This window comes from Qipengyuania flava, from assembly GCF_011762005.1.
GTDB classification, from domain to species: Bacteria; Pseudomonadota; Alphaproteobacteria; order Sphingomonadales; family Sphingomonadaceae; genus Qipengyuania; species Qipengyuania flava.
On record NZ_JAASQU010000004.1, the window covers coordinates 110450 to 128676 of the forward strand.

The 18227-nt window shown below is 63.9% G+C and carries 18 protein-coding genes; 3 read left to right on the top strand and 15 right to left on the bottom strand.

Going from position 1 to position 18227, the window contains the following annotated elements:
• Positions 1–33: 33 nt before the first annotated feature.
• The 9 genes from FHS69_RS12895 to FHS69_RS12935 form a co-directional block, all read right to left on the bottom strand.
• Positions 34–789, bottom strand: coding sequence for a phosphoadenylyl-sulfate reductase (locus tag FHS69_RS12895; RefSeq protein ID WP_166778028.1), 756 nt, complete (start codon positions 787–789; stop codon positions 34–36).
• Positions 786–1211: a DUF934 domain-containing protein gene (locus FHS69_RS12900; RefSeq protein WP_067500778.1), complete on the bottom strand. Its 426-nt coding sequence runs from the start codon at positions 1209–1211 to the stop codon at positions 786–788. The genes FHS69_RS12895 and FHS69_RS12900 overlap by 4 nt, the downstream gene beginning before the upstream one ends.
• Entirely contained in the window at positions 1204–2838 is a 1635-nt protein-coding gene (locus FHS69_RS12905; protein WP_166778029.1) for a nitrite/sulfite reductase, read from the bottom strand. Before FHS69_RS12905 ends, FHS69_RS12900 begins: the two co-directional genes overlap by 8 nt.
• Positions 2838–3134, bottom strand: a complete 297-nt coding sequence (locus FHS69_RS12910; RefSeq protein ID WP_067468020.1) for a DUF2849 domain-containing protein — start codon at positions 3132–3134, stop codon at positions 2838–2840. The genes FHS69_RS12905 and FHS69_RS12910 overlap by 1 nt, the downstream gene beginning before the upstream one ends.
• Positions 3131–3889: a uroporphyrinogen-III C-methyltransferase gene (gene cobA, locus FHS69_RS12915; protein WP_166778030.1), complete on the bottom strand. Its 759-nt coding sequence runs from the start codon at positions 3887–3889 to the stop codon at positions 3131–3133. Before cobA ends, FHS69_RS12910 begins: the two co-directional genes overlap by 4 nt.
• A 97-nt stretch (positions 3890–3986) precedes the next feature.
• Entirely contained in the window at positions 3987–5060 is a 1074-nt protein-coding gene (locus FHS69_RS12920) for a mechanosensitive ion channel family protein (protein WP_166778031.1), read from the bottom strand.
• On the bottom strand, positions 5057–6268 hold the full coding sequence (gene metC, locus FHS69_RS12925; RefSeq protein WP_166778032.1) for a cystathionine beta-lyase: 1212 nt from the start codon (positions 6266–6268) through the stop codon (positions 5057–5059). The genes FHS69_RS12920 and metC overlap by 4 nt, the downstream gene beginning before the upstream one ends.
• Before the next feature lie 2 nt (positions 6269–6270).
• A complete protein-coding gene (locus FHS69_RS12930) occupies positions 6271–7104 on the bottom strand; it encodes a sulfurtransferase (RefSeq protein ID WP_166778033.1) in 834 nt (277 codons plus the stop codon).
• Between the two features lie 37 nt (positions 7105–7141).
• Positions 7142–8206, bottom strand: coding sequence for a hypothetical protein (locus tag FHS69_RS12935; RefSeq protein ID WP_166778034.1), 1065 nt, complete (start codon positions 8204–8206; stop codon positions 7142–7144).
• Positions 8207–8358: 152 nt separating this feature from the next.
• Here FHS69_RS12935 and queF point away from each other — a divergent pair, with 152 nt between their 5' ends.
• Positions 8359–8817 carry a preQ(1) synthase gene (gene queF, locus FHS69_RS12940; RefSeq protein WP_067500809.1) on the top strand — a complete coding sequence of 153 codons (459 nt, stop codon included), beginning with the start codon at positions 8359–8361 and terminating at the stop codon, positions 8815–8817.
• Between the two features lie 362 nt (positions 8818–9179).
• Positions 9180–11501 carry a TonB-dependent receptor gene (locus FHS69_RS12945; RefSeq protein ID WP_166778035.1) on the top strand — a complete coding sequence of 774 codons (2322 nt, stop codon included), beginning with the start codon at positions 9180–9182 and terminating at the stop codon, positions 11499–11501.
• A 114-nt stretch (positions 11502–11615) separates the two neighbouring features.
• Here the strand turns inward: FHS69_RS12945 and FHS69_RS12950 are convergent, their stop codons facing one another.
• Genes FHS69_RS12950 through FHS69_RS12975 form a run of 6 tightly spaced genes read right to left on the bottom strand, consistent with a single transcriptional unit; the run spans position 11616 to position 16538 of the window.
• On the bottom strand, positions 11616–12146 hold the full coding sequence (locus FHS69_RS12950) for a nuclear transport factor 2 family protein (RefSeq protein WP_166778036.1): 531 nt from the start codon (positions 12144–12146) through the stop codon (positions 11616–11618).
• A gap of 1 nt (position 12147) precedes the next feature.
• Positions 12148–12903: an SDR family NAD(P)-dependent oxidoreductase gene (locus FHS69_RS12955; protein WP_166778037.1), complete on the bottom strand. Its 756-nt coding sequence runs from the start codon at positions 12901–12903 to the stop codon at positions 12148–12150.
• 1 nt (position 12904) lies between these two features.
• Positions 12905–13753, bottom strand: coding sequence for an SDR family NAD(P)-dependent oxidoreductase (locus FHS69_RS12960; RefSeq protein WP_166778038.1), 849 nt, complete (start codon positions 13751–13753; stop codon positions 12905–12907).
• Positions 13754–13796: 43 nt separating this feature from the next.
• Complete coding sequence (locus tag FHS69_RS12965) at positions 13797–14723, bottom strand: winged helix-turn-helix transcriptional regulator (protein ID WP_166778039.1); 927 nt, start codon at positions 14721–14723, stop codon at positions 13797–13799.
• Positions 14720–16096, bottom strand: a complete 1377-nt coding sequence (locus FHS69_RS12970; RefSeq protein WP_341801801.1) for an MFS transporter — start codon at positions 16094–16096, stop codon at positions 14720–14722. Before FHS69_RS12970 ends, FHS69_RS12965 begins: the two co-directional genes overlap by 4 nt.
• Positions 16044–16538, bottom strand: coding sequence for an SgcJ/EcaC family oxidoreductase (locus tag FHS69_RS12975; protein ID WP_208380354.1), 495 nt, complete (start codon positions 16536–16538; stop codon positions 16044–16046). Before FHS69_RS12975 ends, FHS69_RS12970 begins: the two co-directional genes overlap by 53 nt.
• A gap of 181 nt (positions 16539–16719) precedes the next feature.
• Here FHS69_RS12975 and FHS69_RS12980 point away from each other — a divergent pair, with 181 nt between their 5' ends.
• Positions 16720–18219 (top strand): carotenoid oxygenase family protein, encoded by a 1500-nt coding sequence (locus tag FHS69_RS12980; RefSeq protein ID WP_166778041.1) that lies wholly within the window; start codon positions 16720–16722, stop codon positions 18217–18219.
• Positions 18220–18227 lie beyond the last annotated feature (8 nt).

The window sequence follows — 18227 nt, forward strand, 5'->3', positions numbered from 1 at the left end:
TCCCCTTACAGCAAGGACCTAATGTAGTTCCTCTTAGAGGAAGGGTTCCTCGCCGGGCTTGTGGATGCCGCATTCGACCTTGTCCCAACCCGACCAGCGGCCCGCGCGGGGATCCTCGCCCTCGCCGACCTGGCGGGTGCAGGGTGAACAGCCGATGCTGGGAAAGCCGCGATCGACCAGCGGGTGGCGCGGCAGATCGTGGGTTTCGAAATAGGCCGCGATGTCGTCTGCAGACCAGTCGATCAGCGGATTGATTTTGAGCCGGCCCTGCGAATCCGCGGTATCGACCTCGAAGCGCGGCAGATTGGCCCGGGTGGCCGATTGGAAAGCCTTGCGACCGGTGAAGCTTGCATCGAATCCCGCAAGCGCTTTTTCGAGCGGCTTGACCTTGCGCAGCTCGCAGCAACCATCCGGGTCGTAGGACCAGCGCAGCCCCGTCTCGTCGCGCGACTGCAGATCCGCGATCTCGGGATAAAGATCGACCCGGTTGAGCCCGAGCCGATCGGTCAGCTCGTCGCGATAGGCCAGCGTTTCGGAAAAATGCTTGCCGGTATCGAGAAACAGCACCGGAACCGTAGGATCGACCTGCGCGATCAGGTGCAGCAGCACAGCGCTTTCCGCCCCGAAGCTGGACACCACCGCCATATCGCCCACGAGGCTGCCCTCGATCACCGCGCGCAGCCATTCCTCCGTCTCGGTCCCGCGGAACATGCGGTTGAGGCGGATGGCGTCCTGCTCGGTGAAGCGGGGCCCCGTGTCGATACGGTCGATGGCGCGCACCTCGTTCATGCGTGCCGCTTGGTCCAGATCGGCGTGCGATCGTCGGCCGCGTCCTGATAGACTTCGGGCCAGCGATCGAACGCCGCCTGGACATCGTCCTTGTCGAGCTGCTGGTCGGGTTCGAATGCATCGAAGCCGCAGCGCCGCATATAGGCGAGCTGGTCGACCAGCACGTCGCCCACCGCACGCAGTTCGCCTTCGTAGCCGGCTTCGCGCAGGATGCGCGCGGAAGAATAGCCGCGTCCGTCACCGAAGGCGGGGAAGTTCACTTCCACCAGCGACAGGCGGCCGAGGTGCGGAAGCAGTTCGCGCGCGTCGTCGCCCGGTTCGATGCGGACGGCGGCGGCATTGGACTGGTCGAGGAAAGCGTCGACCGTAACTGCGGGATGATCGACCGGTTGGTCGTCGCGATAGCGCAGCGTCTCAGCCATAGAGCGCCTCCTTGAAGGGGTTCATGCCGATCCGGCGATAGGTGTCGAGGAAACGTTCGCCGTCCTGGCGCTCGTTCTCATAGACATTGGTCACGGTCTCGACCGCATCGACGATGCCATTCTCGTCGAAGCCGGGACCGGTTATCTTGGCGAGACTGACGTCTTCTGCCTCGCTGCCGCCGAGCAGCAGTTGGTAATTCTCGACGCCCTTACGATCGACGCCGAGGATACCGATGTGGCCGGCGTGGTGATGGCCGCAGGCGTTGATGCAACCTGAGATCTTGAGCTTGAGTTCGCCCAGCGTCCCGGTCTTGCCATTGGCCGCGAAGCGTTCTGAAATGCGCTGTGCGATCGGGATCGATCGCGCGTTTGCGAGGCTGCAGTAGTCGAGCCCCGGGCAGGCGATGATGTCTTCGACCGTGTCGAGATTGGGACTGCCCAGCCCGGCCTCGTCGAGCGCGGTCCACAGTGCATGCAAATCGGCCTTGCGGACATGCGGCAACACGATGTTCTGCGTGTGCATCACGCGCAGCTCATCGAAGCTGTAGTCCTTCGCCAGATCCGCCATCAGCCGCATCTGTTCCGCGGTTGCGTCGCCGGGGATCCCGCCGACCGGCTTAAGGCTGATAACGGCCGAAACGTAACCGGCTTCCTTGTGCGCCACGGTGTTGCGATCGACCCAGACGGCGAAATCCGGATCGCTGCGATCGACTTCCTCTGGCGCCCCCGCTTCGAACAGCGGGTCTTCGAAATAGGTGCGGATCCGCTCGAGCTCCGCGAAGGGCGGCTCGACGCCTTCTTCGAGCAGATGCGCATATTCGGCCTCGACCTGGCGGGTGTATTCCTCCGCGCCCATCTCGTGGACCAGGATCTTGATCCGCGCCTTGTACTTGTTGTCGCGGCGCCCGTGGCGATTGTAGACCCTGAGGCAGGCCTCGGCATAGGTGACCAACCGGTCGAGCGGGACGAACGCGTTGATGCAGGGGGCCACCATCGGCGTGCGGCCCATGCCGCCACCGACATAGAACGCGGCGCCCAGCTCGCCCGCATCGTTCTTCACGATCTGGATGCCGATGTCGTGCAACCGCATGGCTGCACGATCGGTGTCGCTGGCGATCACCGCGATCTTGAACTTGCGCGGCAGATAACTGAATTCCGGATGGAAGCTCGACCACTGGCGCAGCAGTTCGGCATAGGGCCGCGGATCGACGATTTCGTCTGCGGCGGCACCTGCGAAATGGTCCGAACTGATGTTGCGGATGCAATTGCCGCTGGTCTGGATGGCGTGCATTTCGACCTTGGCGAGATCGGCCAGGATATCGCCTGCATCTTCAAGCTTGATCCAGTTGTACTGGATGTTCTGGCGCGTAGTGAAGTGGCCGTAACCGCGGTCGTACTTGTCCGCGATATCGGCGAGCGCGTGCATCTGCTGGCTGTTCAGCGTGCCATAGGGGATTGCAACGCGCAGCATGTAGGCGTGCAACTGAAGGTACAACCCGTTCATCAGCCGCAGTGGCTTGAACTGGTCTTCGGTCAGCTTGCCTTCGAGGCGGCGGCGGGCCTGGTCGCGGAATTCCTCGACGCGGGCATCGACCATCGCCTGGTCATATTGATCATATTTGTACATCAGATCACCCAGTTGCCGATTTCGGGATCGGCGGGCTTGAGGGTCAGGTCGGGGCGGACGGTCGGGCCGAGGGCGCGCACGCGTTCCTTGATGTGCGCGGGCCGCGGGCTGCCCTCGTGCAGTTCGGCGTCGACGGCATAGGGCGAATTGACCCGTCGCGAAGCCTCTTCGCGGCGGGCGATTTCGTCCTCGTTTCCAGTGACATCGGCAGCATCTTCGACATGGATCGACCAATCGCTGCCGGTCCACCAGGTGACCGCGCCGGTCTTCAAGTCATTTCCGGTCAGCAGTCTCATCGTGCGGCCTCCCATGCCGTCGCCGCCAGCGCGACATCATCGCGTGCGGTCACTTCGCCGATCACGATCAGTGCGGGGCTCACCACCTGCTCGTTTTCGACAAGACCGGGCAGGCCGGCCAGCAGGCCACGCAGCACACGCATTTCGGGCCGCGTACCGTTTTCGATGACCGCCACCGGCATGTCGGGCGAAAGCCCGTCTTCCATCAGCTTCTCGGCAATCAGCGGCGCGGTCTTCACGCCCATGTAGATTACCAGCGTTCGGCCCTTGCCTGCGAGCCCGGCCCAATCCTGATCCCTGAGCCCCTTGCACTGTCCCGCGACGAAACTGACGATGCTCGATGCGTCACGGTGCGTCAGTGCGATTTGTGCCGCGGCCGCCGCGCCATTGGCGGCGCTGATACCCGGGACCACTTCGACCGGAACACCCGCGGCGCGGGCAACTTCGGCTTCCTCGCCGCCGCGCCCGAAAATGAACGGGTCGCCGCCCTTGAGACGCACGACATCTTCGCCCGAACGCGCGATCCGCACGAGCAAATCACTGATGTCTTCCTGCGGAAGCGTATGATGCGAACGGCGCTTGGCCACCGAGATCAATTCGGCATCCTTGCGGGCGAGCGCCATGATCGCGGGGTCGACGAGCCCGTCGTGCACGATGGTGCGCGCTCGCTCAATCAGCCGCGCGGCGCGGATCGTCAGGAGGTCGGGATCGCCCGGCCCCGCACCGACGAGATAAATGGTTCCGGTCTTTGCCATGCGTGCAAGATGCGGGGACGCAGCCGCTGGCGCCAATCAGAATGCGTGTCCGACAAGGAAGGCGAGATTTTGAAACCGCCGCTGTGCGCGCGGAAAACTAATCTTTCGCGCCCGATCGCGGCTCGCGGCGCTCGGCAAGCAGTTCGACCAGCCGTTCGAGCTGGTCGCTTCCGCGCAGGTGGATGTCACGCTGCGGAAAGGGAATTTCGATCCCGTTGTCCTTGAACAGCCACCACAGCTTCTTGAGCACGGCGCTGCGTACGTTGCCGACGCCTTCTTCGGGATCCTTGATCCAGCAGTGGATCACGAAATTGACCGAATTGTCGCCATATTCGCTCATCCACACGGTCGGCGGCGGGGCGCTGAGCACACGGTCGGAACTGCGCGCGGCTTCGAGCATCAGTTCCTCGGCAAGTTTCATGTCGGCCTCGTAGCTGACGCCGACGGGCACCTGCATGCGCACGTTTTTCGATGAATAGGACCAGTTCTCGACCTGGTTGATCATCAGGTTTTCGTTCGGGATCAGATATTCGCGCTGGTCGCGCGTGGTCACCGAAACCGCCCGGATGCCGATCTTGCGGATCTGGCCGAAGCTTTCGTTGCCCGCGAGATCGGCGACCGCAATGACGTCGCCCGGCTTGATCGAGCGGTCCATGAGCAGGATGATCCCCGCGATCAGATTGCCGAAAGTCTTCTGCAGACCGAAACCGATCGCCAGGCCGAATGCACCCGAGAACACCGCCAGCGCGGTCAGGTCGATCCCCAGCAGGTCGATGCCGATGAAGAAGGCCGCGGCCCACACGATGATCGTGACGATCTTCTCGACGAGCAATTGTTGCGCATCGTCGAGCCGGGTCATGCGCTTGACCAGCCGGCGTGCCATGCGGCTGGCGAACCACGCGAATACGAGAACCCCGATGATCACCGCACTGACGATCAGCACGTCGAACAACGAAATGCGGAAATCGCCCAGCGAAAGCGCCACCTTGTCGACCGTATCGATGACCGAGCCGACGGTTTCACTCTGCGAACTGAGCGCTTCCTTGGCCCCTTCCGCCGCCGCCACCGAGCTCTCTTCCTCGACCGGTTCTGCAAGGCTCCACGCCGGTTCGACGGGCGCTGCCTCGGTGGTCGGCTCTGCGGTCGGGGGTGTCGGGCCCTGCACGTTCATCCTTCGTTGAATGCCGCGAACCCGCGCTCGAGGTCGGCGATCAGATCGTCCTTGTCTTCCAGTCCGATCGATAGCCGGATGGCATGGCGATCCTCAACCCCCCAGTCCGGTTTGGGCCAAGCCATCTGGCTGCGCACCGGTTCGACATCGAAAGGCAGCGCGAGGCTTTCGAACCCGCCCCAACTGTACCCGATGCCGAACAGGTCCAGTCGGTCGACCAGTCGACAGCGTGCCGCGTCGTCCCCGCCGCGCAACACGAAGCTGAACAGGCCGGAGCCGCCGTTGAAATCCCGCTGCCAGAGGGCGTGGCCGGGCGTTCCGGGGAGCAGCGGCGACAGGACATGCGCAACCTCCTCGCGCTCGGCCAACCAGCCGGCGATGGCGAGCGCGCTTGCGGTCTCGCGTTCGAGCCGGACGCCCATGGTGCGCAGTCCGCGCAGGACGAGCGCGGCATCATCGGGCGAAACGACATGACCAAGTTGCTGCGCGCCCAGACGCAGACGGCGATACCAGCGCTCGCCCGCGCTCGCCGCGCCCATCATCACGTCCGAATGCCCGCCGACGTGCTTGGTCAGCGCGGTGATGGCGATGTCACAGCCGCGTTCCAGTGCCGGAAAGCCAAGCGCCGTGGCCCAGGTGTTGTCGACGAGGCTGACAGCGCCTTTCTCGCGCGCGATCCGCGCCAGAGCCGGGATGTCGCACACTTCCATGGTGAGACTGCCGGGCACCTCGAGCATGACCGCGCGGGTCCTGTCGCAGAAGGCAGCCTCATAGGCTTCGAGATCTAGCGGATCGAAGAAGCGATGCTCTATGCCGAACCCCTTGAGCAGGCCCGTGGCGACGCTACGCGTAGGATCGTAGGCATTGTCGGCGACGAGCAGGACATCGCCGCTACGCAGCACCGCCAGCAACGCGGCCGACAATGCGGCAAGTCCGCTGGGATAGAGCACGGTGCCCGCAGCCCCTGGTTCGAGCGCGGTCAGCGCCTCGCTCAGCGCCCATTGGGTGGGCGCCCCGCGGCGACCGTAGAAGAATTGCCCGTCGCGGTTGTCCGCCTTGCGTTCGCGCAATTCGGCGCAGCTGGCATAGAGATGCGTGCTCGCGCGCCAGACGGGCGGATTGACCACCGCTTCGGCAAAAGCGCCCGAGCGTCCGCTGGTCACCAGACGGGTATCGCTTCGGAGGGTTGGATCGTCCTTGCCGGCCATTGCTACCCTGCCATCCCCCGTTGCTTGGGCGTATCCGGATCGCTGCTCCACTCGAGCCAGCTGCCATCGTAGAGCGCAACATCGTCGCGACCTGCCAGATGGAGGGCGAAGGCAAGGACTGCGGCGGTCATGCCGCTGTTGCAGCTCGTGACCACCGGCCTTCCGGCATCGACCCCGCTTTCCGCGAAGATGGCCGCGATGTCCTGCGGCGCGAGATAGGTTCCGTCATCGGCGAAAAGGCGCGCGAAATGGACGCTTCTGGCACCGGGGATATGCCCCTGTGAGCCGCTGCCTTCCTCGCCTGCGAAGCGTGCGGCATCGCGCGCGTCCACCACTTGCTCGCGCCCGCTGGTGCAATTGACGAGCATCTGCTGCTTGGATCGAACCACGCCGGCGGGGCCGGTGACGGGGAAATCGGCCGGGCTGGCATTCGCGCCCCCGCTGGCCAGAGGACGATCCTCCGCCTTCCACTTGCCCAGCCCGCCATCGAGGATCGCAACTTGGGCAAAACCGTAAAGGCGGAAGATGAACCAGGCGCGCGCCGCGCTTCTGATCTGGCTGTCGTCATACAGGACCACCCGGCTGTCCGCCCCGATCCCCAGCTGCCCCAGCCGGGCGGCGAAATGTTCCGCCGTGGGCAAGGCCTTGGGAACGGGTGAAGCCGTATCGACGAAGCTCGCCAAGTCGAGAAACCGCGCACCCGGGATATGCGCCTCGGCAAATTCCTGCGCCGATTTGCGCGGACTGTCCGGCAGATGCAGCGAGGCATCGAGCACGACCAGATCATCGGCAGCGAGCGCATCGGCAAGCCATTGGGTCGAAACGAGACTGTCCATCCCGCTTCGGTTAGCGGGCCGGTCGGGTGAAGTCGAGCTAAGCGATCTCGCGCTGCGCGATGGGAGCGTAGCTGCGCGGTCCCTCGTCCAGCCGGAAAGGCTGCAGGCGCCCGCCCTCCGGCGTCCCCTGTCCGACCACATAGGTCTTCACCACCGCATCGCTCTCGGCACGATCGATCCGCAGGCGAAGCAGCGGCACCAGCAGCGGAAAACGGCCCTGGCGGATGACATGCGCTGTCGCCAGCGGCATCTGTACCTGCCCAGTCAGCGTCATGCTCTGGCGCGGCGAGAGGCGCGCGACATCGTGCCGCTGCTCGAGCACGCTTTGCAGCGTTGCGACCTGATCTTCCATCGGCGCCTCTGCATGCGCCGATACCAGATCGAGCCCGATTGCGAGTTCGGTCAAAGCAGCATCGGTGCGGTTGATCAGCGTGACGCTGTATTTGAGCGTGGCATAGGCCGCGCTGCGAATAAGCTTCTCGTTCTCCACCCGGATCTGAACCACCTCGGCCAGCGGCAGTGCCTGCGCGGGGCCAGCACCGGCCACCACCGGGCGTTCTATCTCGGGCACCACGACGCTCCGCCGCCGGCGCCATAGCAGGAGGCCCGCACCCGAAAGGGCAAGCAACGCCGCCGCACCCGCCAGCCAGGGCCATCGCACGGGAGCAACTGCGCTCTCGTCCGAACCCGGGCCCGCAGCGTCGCTCGCGGGGACAGCGGGATCGGGCTGCGCCACGGATGGCACGGACGTATCGCCCGGCTGTGCTTGCGACGGCGTCGGCGAAGGCACTGGCGGCGATACGGGGGCGGTCTCGATCGCGCGCGGCGTTACCGTCGGCAACGGAACCGCGCGGGGTTCGGGCTGCACCGACCGTGGTTCAGGACGCAGCGAATCGGCAGTTGGCGTCGGGGTCGGGGTCGGCGTATTGGCGGTCGATGGAGTGGGTGCAGGCGTGTTTACCGCTCGCGGCCTGATCTCGATCCCGCTGCGCGTATCGGCAGGCCCCTGCGCCTGCGGCGTCGCGCTTGGTGTGGGCGCGGGCTCGAGCGAGAAATCATTGACCGACTGCGCCAGTGCCGCGGCGGGCAGGAGCGCCGTCACGGCGGCCGGGAAGATACGGAAAGCAAAGGACATTGCGGGTCGTTTCGTGGGCAGTGCACCGCCACAGTGCGGAGCGGCGCTGAATAGGTACTGAAGCGTGCGCTTTAAAGCCCCGGCTTGCGCCGCGCGACGCTTCGCGGCAGGAGCGCGGCATGAGCGACACACCTGCCCCCAAGTTTCTCGGCGCCAATACCGCGCTGCCCGCTTCACCCGAAGAAGCCGAGCTCGACTATGTGCCCAACCCACGCGCAGAGCAGCTCTATATGGTGCGCTTCGCCGCACCCGAATTCACGTCGCTCTGCCCCGTTACCGGGCAGCCCGATTTCGCGCATGTGGTCATCGACTACGCACCCGGCGAAACCATCGTCGAATCGAAAAGCCTCAAGCTGTTCCTTGGCTCTTTCCGCAATCATTGCGGCTTCCATGAGGATGTAACAGTGGGAATCGGCCAGCGACTGTTCGACGAGATGAAGCCCCGCTGGCTGCGAATCGGCGGTTATTGGTATCCGCGCGGCGGGATCCCGATCGACGTGTTCTGGCAGAGCGGCCCCCCCCCCGAAGGCCTGTGGCTGCCCGATCAGGGCGTCGCTTCCTATCGCGGTCGCGGGTAAGCGACGCTGCGGTCGCGAGTATCCGGCCGCCCACCAGTTCCGTTCACAGCGAATGTGCGATTGCCGACGCGCGGGCGCTCCGGCTGAAAGCTTGCGCCAAACGTAGCGTTAGGTTTCGTTTTGCAAGTCAATATTTGCCTGCGCCATCAGTGTCGCACGACCACGTTCACACCCAGACGCATGACGCCAACGAAATTTCCTCCTCCCGTATAATCGCGTTATATCTGTCACTTAACCGGTAGAGCGAACCGTATCCTCGAACCGGAACGAAGTCTCTCGATCCAACTTGCATTGACGAACCCACTACGTGTGGCTACCTCGGGATCACAGCAGTGGAAGACTGCGACTGGAGGGAGATCGGAATGACTTGGGCATCGAAATGCAGCACTCTCGCATTGGTGGCCGCGATGGCAGCAGCCAGCCCCGCGCAAGCGCAGGATGCGGAGGGTGACGAGAGCGCCGCTTCGCAAAACAACGAAAACCAGCTGACGACAATTGTCGTCACCGCGCAACGCCGCGAGGCATCGGTCCAGGATACTTCGGCCGCGATCTCGGCCTTTTCGGGTGATGCGCTGGAGGAAAACCGGACACTCTCGTTCGAGGATCTCGCAGGGCAGGCAACCTCGCTGTCCTTTACCGCGCTGTCGCCGCTCGACCAGGAATTCAATATTCGCGGGATCACCAATACCCGCCTCGACTCGCCCTCTGCCGACCAATCGGTCGGGATTTTCGTCGATGACGTCTACGTGGGGCGTTCGGGCCTGTTCAATTTCGACCTGTTCGATGTCGACCGCGTCGAAGTGATCCGCGGTCCGCAAGGCGTGCTGCTGGGCAAGAACGTGGTCGGCGGCGCGATTAGCATCTACAGCGCGCGTCCCGAATTTTCCTATGGCGGCAGCCTGACCGCTTCCTATGGCAATTACGACGAAAAGCTGGTGCGCGGCCATGTGACCGGGCCGCTGTCCGAAGCGGTCGCCGCCCGCCTTGCATTTCAGGTGCGCAACCGCGACGGCTTCAATCAGGACATCGTGCACGATGTCGATCTCGACAATGTCGACAGCATCCAGCTGCGCGGACAGGTGTCCTTCGAGCCGCTCGATTCCGACTTCGCCGCGGTCGTCATCGCCGATTACACCAATGACGATTCCAACGGGTTCCACTCGGTCGTGTTCGACGGTCCTGCCGCCGGCGCCGGTCCGTGGAGCACCGCACGGGCCCAGGTTGCAGCACTGCGTCCCGAGGGTCTCGACGTGCGAGAAAGCCTGCCCGATTACCAGACCTACAAGGGCGACGTGGCGCCGACCCCGCAGCAGCTTCACCGCGAAGCCTTCGGGCTCGCGCTCAACATGTCCTACGATTACGGCTTCGCCACGCTGACGAGCGTGACCGGCTATCGCGAGGGCGAAGCGTACAGCGTCTACGACCAGACCGGGATCGGGCCGAGCAATCCCTTTGGCATTACCCTCCCGCTGCTGTTCCGTTCGCCGGTGCGCGAGCGCGAGGAAATCAACCAGTTTACGCAGGAACTGCGGTTGGTCTCGTCCGAACAGGATGAACGCGGCTTCGACTTCATCATCGGCGGCTATTACCAGCACGACGAAGTGAGCAAGGACGACATTATCTCGTTCGAGATCGCCGTCCCCGCGATCCCCACGCTGAACGGCCAGTCCGCATGGTTCAACGAGGGCACCAACGAGGCTTTCGCCATCTTTGGCCAGCTCGGCTATCGCTTCAGCGAGAAATTCCGCGTGGTCGGTGGGGTCCGTTACTCACGTGACGAGAAGAGCGGCGTCGTTCGCGGGCTGGCGCTCGAGACGGGCGATCGCTTCACGCCGAACGATCCGGTTCCGTCTTCGCCGCTGTCGCCGACCTATCCCGAAGGCGGCGGCTACACCACGTCCTATTCGGACAGCTGGGAAGAACTGACCCCGCAGATCACCGCGGAGTTCAAGCCGAATGACAACATCCTGCTCTACGGGACTTTCTCGACCGGCTTCAAGGGCGGCGGTTTCGAGGACGATCCGGCCAACCCGCTCGCCGCGCAGAGCAGCTACGACCCCGAAACGGTCGACAACATCGAGATTGGCGGCAAGTTCGAACTGTTCAACCGCGCCGCGCGGCTGAACATCGCCGGCTTCTCCATGCGCTACAAGGATCTGCAGGTCACGCAGACCTCGGATGTCTGCCTGTGCAACATCACCGACAATGCTGCCGATGCGAAGATCAAGGGCATCGAGGCGGAGTTGCAGGTGCTGCCCTTCTCCGGCCTGCTGCTGAGCGGTGGCCTGACATTGCTGGACACCGAATATATCGAGTTCACCGACTCGGTGGGCAACGTCAATGACGGCAAGTTCCTCCAGCGCACGCCCGATTACCAGTTCAACGTCTCGGCACGTTACACCACCGATCTGGGCAGTTGGACCGACGGCTTCTCGGCCAATCTCAGCTACAGCGAACAGGGTGGCATGAGCTGGAACCCCGAAGGCTCCGCGAACGAAGACGGCTACGGCCTGCTCGACGGTCGCATCTCGATCAGCCCCAACCCCGATCTCACCTTCTCGATCTGGGGCCGGAACCTGACCGACAAGCTCTACCGCACGAATGCGATCGCCTTCTTCGGCGATGAAACCTCGCGCCTCGGCGCACCGCGCACCTATGGTGCGGAGATTTCGATCAACTTCTGACCGTCGGTTACCCCAAGGCGCGGGCAATCCTCTTCATGCCCGCGCCACCCCATAGAAAAGGGCCCGTAGTCGCGACGACTGCGGGCCCTTTTCCCATTAGGCGTAACCGGGTGATCAGCCGCGCTGATATGTCAGATCTTCGGGTGCCTTGCGACCCATCACCATATCCGGATGCGCGGTATCGAATGCGCCGAGGCACCAGGTCTCGGATGCCGGCGCGTCGCGGTTCCAGTCGAACACGGCACGCCGATGCGCGATCCGCCATTCACCCTCGCGCCGCTCGAACCGGTCGAATGCGCGTGCGCCCGTCAGCGTGTCGAACTCCACCCCGTCTTTGGGAAAGCGCGCGAAAGTGAGGATGTAGGTTTCGACAAAGGCGGTGTCCGACCCGTCGAATTCGATGTGCACATTGCCGATGAAGTGCTGCATCACCGGCTGGTTCTGGCGCATCCGGCCGGCCGCTTCTTTCAGATACGGCACCGCCGGTCCATTATAGGCGGGGCCATGCACTTCGATGGCATCCTCCCAATAGCAACTCAGAAGCAGCGCCTCGTCACCCCGGTCGATCCCGCGCGCATAACGCATGATACAATCCGAAATATCCTGGCGAGCGAGCATCGTCTCGATCGTATTGGCGTGGGCCATGTCAGCGCCTCCCGTCGGGATTGCGCAGCCCGGCGGCCATCGAGGCCTTGAGCGTGGCCGGGTCGCGCGCGAGGAAAGCGCGTACCGAGACCGCATGCGGATCGGTGTCGTGTTCCTCGATATTGTGCTCGACCGCCACGATGCCCGCCTTGCCAATGTCGCGCGGGGTCGATTTTTCGACCCAGGTGACATGCGCGGCCATGCGTGTGTCGACCGACCCGACGATCAGCGAATGCAGCGTGGTCCCCTGCAGCGCCAGTTCGGGCCGAAGGCAATCGCCCGCCGCACGCATGGCGAATTTCGACGGGCTGTATCCGCCCATCGACGGTACCGGCACGATGCCGCCTGCCGAAAGGACGTTGACTACCGCCCCGCCGCCATTGGCCTTCAGTACCGGCGCAAAGGCGCGGATCATCCGCACGGGCCCGAGATAGTTGACCTCCATGGTCTGAAGGATGTCGGCTTCGTCTTCCGCAGTCAGCAGCGTGTTGCCTAAATTGAATGCCCCGGCATTGTTCACGAGCAGCGTGAGGTCGGTGCATTGCCCCGCGGCCGCCGCGACCTGTTCGGGACTGGTGACATCGAGTTCGATCGGCACAAGCCGGTCATCCGCCGCAGCCGCGGCTTCGGCATCGGCCATGCGTCGCGCGGCGACATAGACCTTGCTTGCGCCATGCGCGAGCAGCTCCTGCACGAAGCCTTCGCCGATTCCCCGGTTCCCCCCGGTGACCAGCGCAACACAATTTTCGACCTTCATCCTACTCTCCCGTGATATCCTGATAGAAATCGGCAAAGGCGGCCTCGCCACCTTGATATCCGCGTGGTTCCGGCATTGCGGCGAGCGCGGAGGGAGCGTCGGGCGAGAAACGCATGGTCGCGCTTTCCATCGCCCGCGCGGCACGCACATGCCCGGCGCCTGCGACCCAGATTTCGCCCGAGCGATCGCATTCCGCGCTCGCCAGCCAGGCACACGCTTCTGCGGCGCCTTCGGGTACGAGCAAGGGATCCGGCTCCTGGCCCGGTTGGGCCGTCATTTTCGTGGCGGCGTATGGCGCAATGACATTCACGCCGATCGCATCGCGCCGCAATTCGGCAGCGAGGCTCAGCGCATAGCCGTTGAGCGCGCCTTTCGAAGCTGCATAGGCACTGCGCCCGCGCACGCCGTGCAGCCCGCCGGTCGACGAAACGAACACGATCCGTCCCGCAGGCGACCGGCGCAGGTGGGGCAGTGCGGCTTCGACAAGGCGATGGTTGGCGGTAAGATTGATCGCCAGCACCTGCTCGAGCTGCGTGTCGCCAGCGCCGACCTTGACCGCGGGGCCGCTGATGCCAGCGTTGAGCACCAGCGCGTCGAGCCGCCCCCAGCGATCGATCGCGGAAGCCACGATACGCTCGGCCGCCCCGGGGGCATCTACCGCATTCCCGTCGGTCATGGCCGTGCCGCCCGCATCAGCGATCCGGCGCACCACTTCATCGGGCGTGAACGGACGATCCGCGTGCCGGCGGTTGTTGACCACAACCGCGATACCCTTGGCCGCCAGCGCCTCCGCAAAGGCGGCCCCCAGGCCGTTGCCGGCTCCCGTCACTATTGCAATTCTGCCTGTCATACCGACAAGGCTAGACGGGTAGGTTCGATAATGAAAGCTTAAATCAGGCAGCGCCCTCATCGAGTTCGAAGGTCACGTCCTGCGGCCTGATCGGTTCGTGACAGCACGAGCACACGACCTGCGGATCGAGTGCCTTGCCGCAGCTCTTGTGGAAGAGCACGACCGGGGCGCCCTCGGGCGAGGCATAATAGCGATCGCCCCAGATCATCAGCATCAGCAGCACCGGGTAATATTCCACGCCCTTGCGCGTCAGCCGGTATTGCGAACGCGAAGGTGCCTCGGGATCCGCCTGCTGGCGAATGACCCCGATCGATTCCAGCCAGCGCAACCGTTCTGCGAGGATATTCGTCGCCATGGCGGTGTCCTGGCGGATCTCGTCGAAATGGTTGAGATTGGTGAAGATCGACCGCATGATCAGGCTCGCCCAGCGGTCGCCCATCAGCTGCGCCGCCTCGTCCATCAGCGACGTGGCCGGTTCGGACGATGCGCGCTGCTGACGCCGGCGGCTGTACACCGGCGCCATCAGGCCCAAGCCGGGCCCTTCGCGCCACTCGACGTCGAACGCGCTGATCGTCGCGCCGCAGCTGCCGCAGACGGGTTCGGGGGTAAACACCTTGCCGCAGGTCTTGTGCGTCAGCTTGACCGAGATCTTGCCCGACTTCGCCCACTCGGTTTCCCAGCGCAGCATCATCAGCGAGGTCCAGTAGACATCGCGCCCCTTCTCGGTGAGCACATATTCCGAGCGCGGCGGGGCGTCGCTGTACTGGCGGGTCTTCATGAGCCCGGCCGCAACCAGCTTCTTGAGCCGCGAGCTGAGCAGCGCCTTGAGCAGCCCCGTGCGCTGGCGAAAGCCCTCGAAGCGCCGTTCCCCGAACCAGCTGGCTTCGAGAATAAGCAGCGTCGGGGTGTCGCCGACTACTTCGAGGCTACGCCATATCGAACAGGTTCGAATCAGATTTGGAGCATTCATTGGGACCGTGGGTTAGCATGTCTTGCCGCCACGAAGAACAACGCAGCACCAATTGCATAGCCGAACGGTGCGACAATCGCCATTGCATTGCGAATACCATCCCCACCTGCGAAGAATGCATCGGCGAGCGCTGCGGTTACGCTTGGCCCCAGCCCGATGCCCACGGCATTGATGACGAAGACATAGGCCGCGGCAATCGTCGCGCGCATGCCCGCGGGGGCAATCTCCTGCAGCACGCTGGGCGCGGCGCTCACCACGGCGGCAGCGGCAGTAAAAAAGGCGACGAACAACAGGCCAGCTAGCCAGATATCAGGCACCAGCGGGAACGCCATAGCAGGGATGGCCGCCAGCCCGACGGCCATTGCGCAGAAGCGCAGCCGCGCGGAAGGGACCCCGCCTCCGATGCGATCCATCACCGCCCCGCCCCCGACCATGCCCAGCACGCCGCCGGCGATCAGCATCGCTCCCGCAATATAGCCCGTCGTCGAAAGATCGGTCCCGAAACCACGCATATACATGGCAGGCAGCCAGTTCACCGTGCCGAGCACCGACAGGTTGACCGCGGCAACTCCGCCAAACACCGACCAGTAGAAGCGCGACTTGCTACGCAGCTCGGCGCGCACCGCCGACCATGGCAGCGCCTCCGCCTTGGACACGGGCTGTCCGGTGTGCTGCTGTTCGAGCGGGCGCGGATCCGGAATGAAGAGGAAAGCCAGCGCAATCAGCAATCCGGGCAGGCCGGCGATGATGAAAGCGAATTGCCACGGGCGGACCTCGCCGAACAGCGGCAGCACCATCGTGTCCGCTTGTGCCACCAGCGCGACCACCGCCCCGCCGATCATGAAGGCAAGCCCGGCGCCGGTGGCGCTGCCGAGGCCGAATATGCCCATCGCCAGCCCCAGTCGGCGTCGTGGAAAACTGTCGGCGATGATCGAATAGGCCGCGGGCGATAGCACCGCCTCGCCGACGCCGACGCCCATGCGCGCGATGAACAGGCCGATGAAGCTCGACGCTTGTCCGCAGGCAACCGTTGCCAGACTCCAGGCGGTTATTCCGGCCGCAACCGCCTTGGTGCGATGCACCCGGTCTATCAGCCGCCCGATCGGGATCGAGGCGAGCGTGAAGAAGATCGCGAAGCTGAGCCCCTGAATGAGGCTGACCTGCGTATCGGTAATGTCGAGGTCGGCCTTGATCTGGTCGACCAGCAGGCCAACGATCATTCGGTCGATGAACGAGCAGATATAGGCGACGAAAAGAGCGGCGAGCGTGAGCCACGAGGCGAGCGGCGTCCGGATCGCGCGGGACGCCGGAAGCGCGATGTCAGAAATCGCCTTCGACCCCCATGGCCTCGAGCAATTCGGCGCGGTCGTAATATTCGCGCCACTCGGCGACCTTGTCGCCCTCGATCACCAGCACGCCGACCACCGGTACCTTACCGGCATGGCCCTTGAAGACGAACTCATCCTCGCGCTCGATGAAGACGGTGTTGCCGGTCACCGCCCAATTGCGCACGTTGAGTTTCATCTCGCTGGCGTTGTCGACAAGGAAAGCCATGCGCGGGCGGATCGCCTCGCGCCCATTGATGGGATCGATCATCACGGAATGGAGTACGCCGTCCTCGGTAAACATCTCCGCGATCGCATCTGCGTCGCGCTCCTCCCAGGCGGCAATCATCTGTTTTACCACAGCGATGTTGTGTTCGGTCGAATTTTCCACGGTGCCCTCCCTCTGGTCGGCGTGGACCGCGGGTTCGACAGCACCGACCGCCGTTGCCGGCAGCATGGCGAGACCGAAAAGGATAAGCCCCTTGCGCATATTCCACTCCCTTGGGTTTGTTTATGCAAGCAACGTTGGACGCCGATCTCTGCGCAGTCAAGAGCGCGTGGACCCGCTACTCCATTAAACTTGCAAATTAATACCTAAGCACCGTATGGTCGGTGCCGAGCCGGGATGGAGAGAGCCCGGCAGTCCTGTTGCAAGACAAAGCGAGACATTGATGCGCGTCGATAAATTGCCACCGGTCAAGACGAGCCTGAAGCCGTCCAACCACCCTTATCTGAGCGGCCCGTGGACGCCGCAGCACGAAGAGGTGGACGCCTTCGAACTGGAGGTGCTGGAAGGTTCGATCCCCACCGACATCGATGGTATCTACCTGCGCAACACCGAGAACCCGGCGCACCAGCCGCTGGGACGGCACCATCCGTTCGACGGCGACGGGATGATCCACCAGATCGCGTTCAGCGGCGGCAAGGCGACCTACCGCAACCGTTTCATCCGGACCCGCGGATTCGAAGCCGAACAGATCGCCGGCGAATCGCTGTGGGGCGGCCTGGCCGACCCGCCGGGCGTGTCCAAGCGGCCGGGCTTCGGCGCGCATGGCGGTCTGAAGGACACCGCATCCACCGATGTCGTGGTACACAACGGCAAGGCCATCGCCACCTTCTACCAGTGCGGCGAGGGTTACGTCCTGGACCCCGAGACGCTCGAGAACCAGGGCATCGCACCCTGGGTTCCGCTCGACGGCATATCGGCGCACCCCAAGGTCGACGAAGCGACCGGCGAGCTGATGTTCTTCAACTACAGCAAGCACCCGCCCTACATGCATTACGGCGTGGTCGATGCCGACGGGAAGCTGGTCACCTACGTGCCGATCGAGCTGCCCGGCCCGCGATTGCCGCACGACATGTGTTTCTCCGAGAACTGGTCGATCCTGAATGATCTGCCGGTATTCTGGGACGCGGAACTGATGAAACATCGCAATCTGCACGCAGTGCGACTGCATGAAGGCGTCCCGTCACGCTTTGCGCTGATTCCGCGCCACGGCACGGCGGAAGACGTCCGTTGGTTCGAAGCCGAGCCGACTTACGTCCTGCACTGGCTCAACGCCTATGAAGAAGGCGACGAGGTCGTCCTCGACGGCTACTTCCAGGACAATCCGACACCCAAGCCCGAAGGGTTCGAGCAATATGGCGAGCACGCGCATATGATGGCGTATCTCGACCAGCACTCGCTGGGATCGCGGCTGCATCGCTGGCGGTTCAACCTAAAGGACGGCACCACCACCGAGGAACGGCTCGATGATCGCATCGTCGAATTCGGCATGATCAACCAGCAATTCGCCGGCCGCAAGTATCGCTATGTCTACTCGACCATGGCGAAGCCCGACTGGTTCCTGTTCGAAGGGTTCGTAAAACACGATCTCGAGACAGGCGAGGCAATCGAACTCAAGCTCGAACCCGGGCGCTACGCGTCCGAAGCCCCCTTCGCCCCGCGCATCGGCGCCAGCGATGAAGACGACGGCTATCTGGTGAGCTTCATCATCGACGAGAACCAGGGCACGTCCGAATGCCTGCTGATCGACTGCAAGCGCTTCGAGGAAGGCCCGGTTTGCCGCATCGCCCTGCCGCACAAGCTGTCGAGCGGAACGCATGCGACCTGGGTGGACCGAGTGCTGCTCGACCAAGCGAAAGACCGCCGGCGGGCCGCGGCAGCCTGAACTCGCGT

Excerpts from the sequence above, each read along its gene's own strand:
- FHS69_RS12960 (WP_166778038.1), bottom strand. The coding sequence starts at position 13,753 with ATGACAGGCAGAATTGCAATAGTGACGGGAGCCGGCAACGGCCTGGGG.
- FHS69_RS12950 (WP_166778036.1), bottom strand. The coding sequence starts at position 12,146 with ATGGCCCACGCCAATACGATCGAGACGATGCTCGCTCGCCAGGATATT.
- FHS69_RS12980 (WP_166778041.1), top strand. The coding sequence starts at position 16,720 with ATGCGCGTCGATAAATTGCCACCGGTCAAGACGAGCCTGAAGCCGTCC.
- cobA (WP_166778030.1), bottom strand. The coding sequence starts at position 3,889 with ATGGCAAAGACCGGAACCATTTATCTCGTCGGTGCGGGGCCGGGCGAT.
- FHS69_RS12910 (WP_067468020.1), bottom strand. The coding sequence starts at position 3,134 with ATGAGACTGCTGACCGGAAATGACTTGAAGACCGGCGCGGTCACCTGG.
- FHS69_RS12965 (WP_166778039.1), bottom strand. The coding sequence starts at position 14,723 with ATGAATGCTCCAAATCTGATTCGAACCTGTTCGATATGGCGTAGCCTC.
- FHS69_RS12920 (WP_166778031.1), bottom strand. The coding sequence starts at position 5,060 with ATGAACGTGCAGGGCCCGACACCCCCGACCGCAGAGCCGACCACCGAG.
- FHS69_RS12945 (WP_166778035.1), top strand. The coding sequence starts at position 9,180 with ATGACTTGGGCATCGAAATGCAGCACTCTCGCATTGGTGGCCGCGATG.
- FHS69_RS12895 (WP_166778028.1), bottom strand. The coding sequence starts at position 789 with ATGAACGAGGTGCGCGCCATCGACCGTATCGACACGGGGCCCCGCTTC.
- FHS69_RS12930 (WP_166778033.1), bottom strand. The coding sequence starts at position 7,104 with ATGGACAGTCTCGTTTCGACCCAATGGCTTGCCGATGCGCTCGCTGCC.
- FHS69_RS12900 (WP_067500778.1), bottom strand. The coding sequence starts at position 1,211 with ATGGCTGAGACGCTGCGCTATCGCGACGACCAACCGGTCGATCATCCC.
- FHS69_RS12905 (WP_166778029.1), bottom strand. The coding sequence starts at position 2,838 with ATGTACAAATATGATCAATATGACCAGGCGATGGTCGATGCCCGCGTC.
- queF (WP_067500809.1), top strand. The coding sequence starts at position 8,359 with ATGAGCGACACACCTGCCCCCAAGTTTCTCGGCGCCAATACCGCGCTG.
- FHS69_RS12955 (WP_166778037.1), bottom strand. The coding sequence starts at position 12,903 with ATGAAGGTCGAAAATTGTGTTGCGCTGGTCACCGGGGGGAACCGGGGA.
- metC (WP_166778032.1), bottom strand. The coding sequence starts at position 6,268 with ATGGCCGGCAAGGACGATCCAACCCTCCGAAGCGATACCCGTCTGGTG.
- FHS69_RS12975 (WP_208380354.1), bottom strand. The coding sequence starts at position 16,538 with ATGCGCAAGGGGCTTATCCTTTTCGGTCTCGCCATGCTGCCGGCAACG.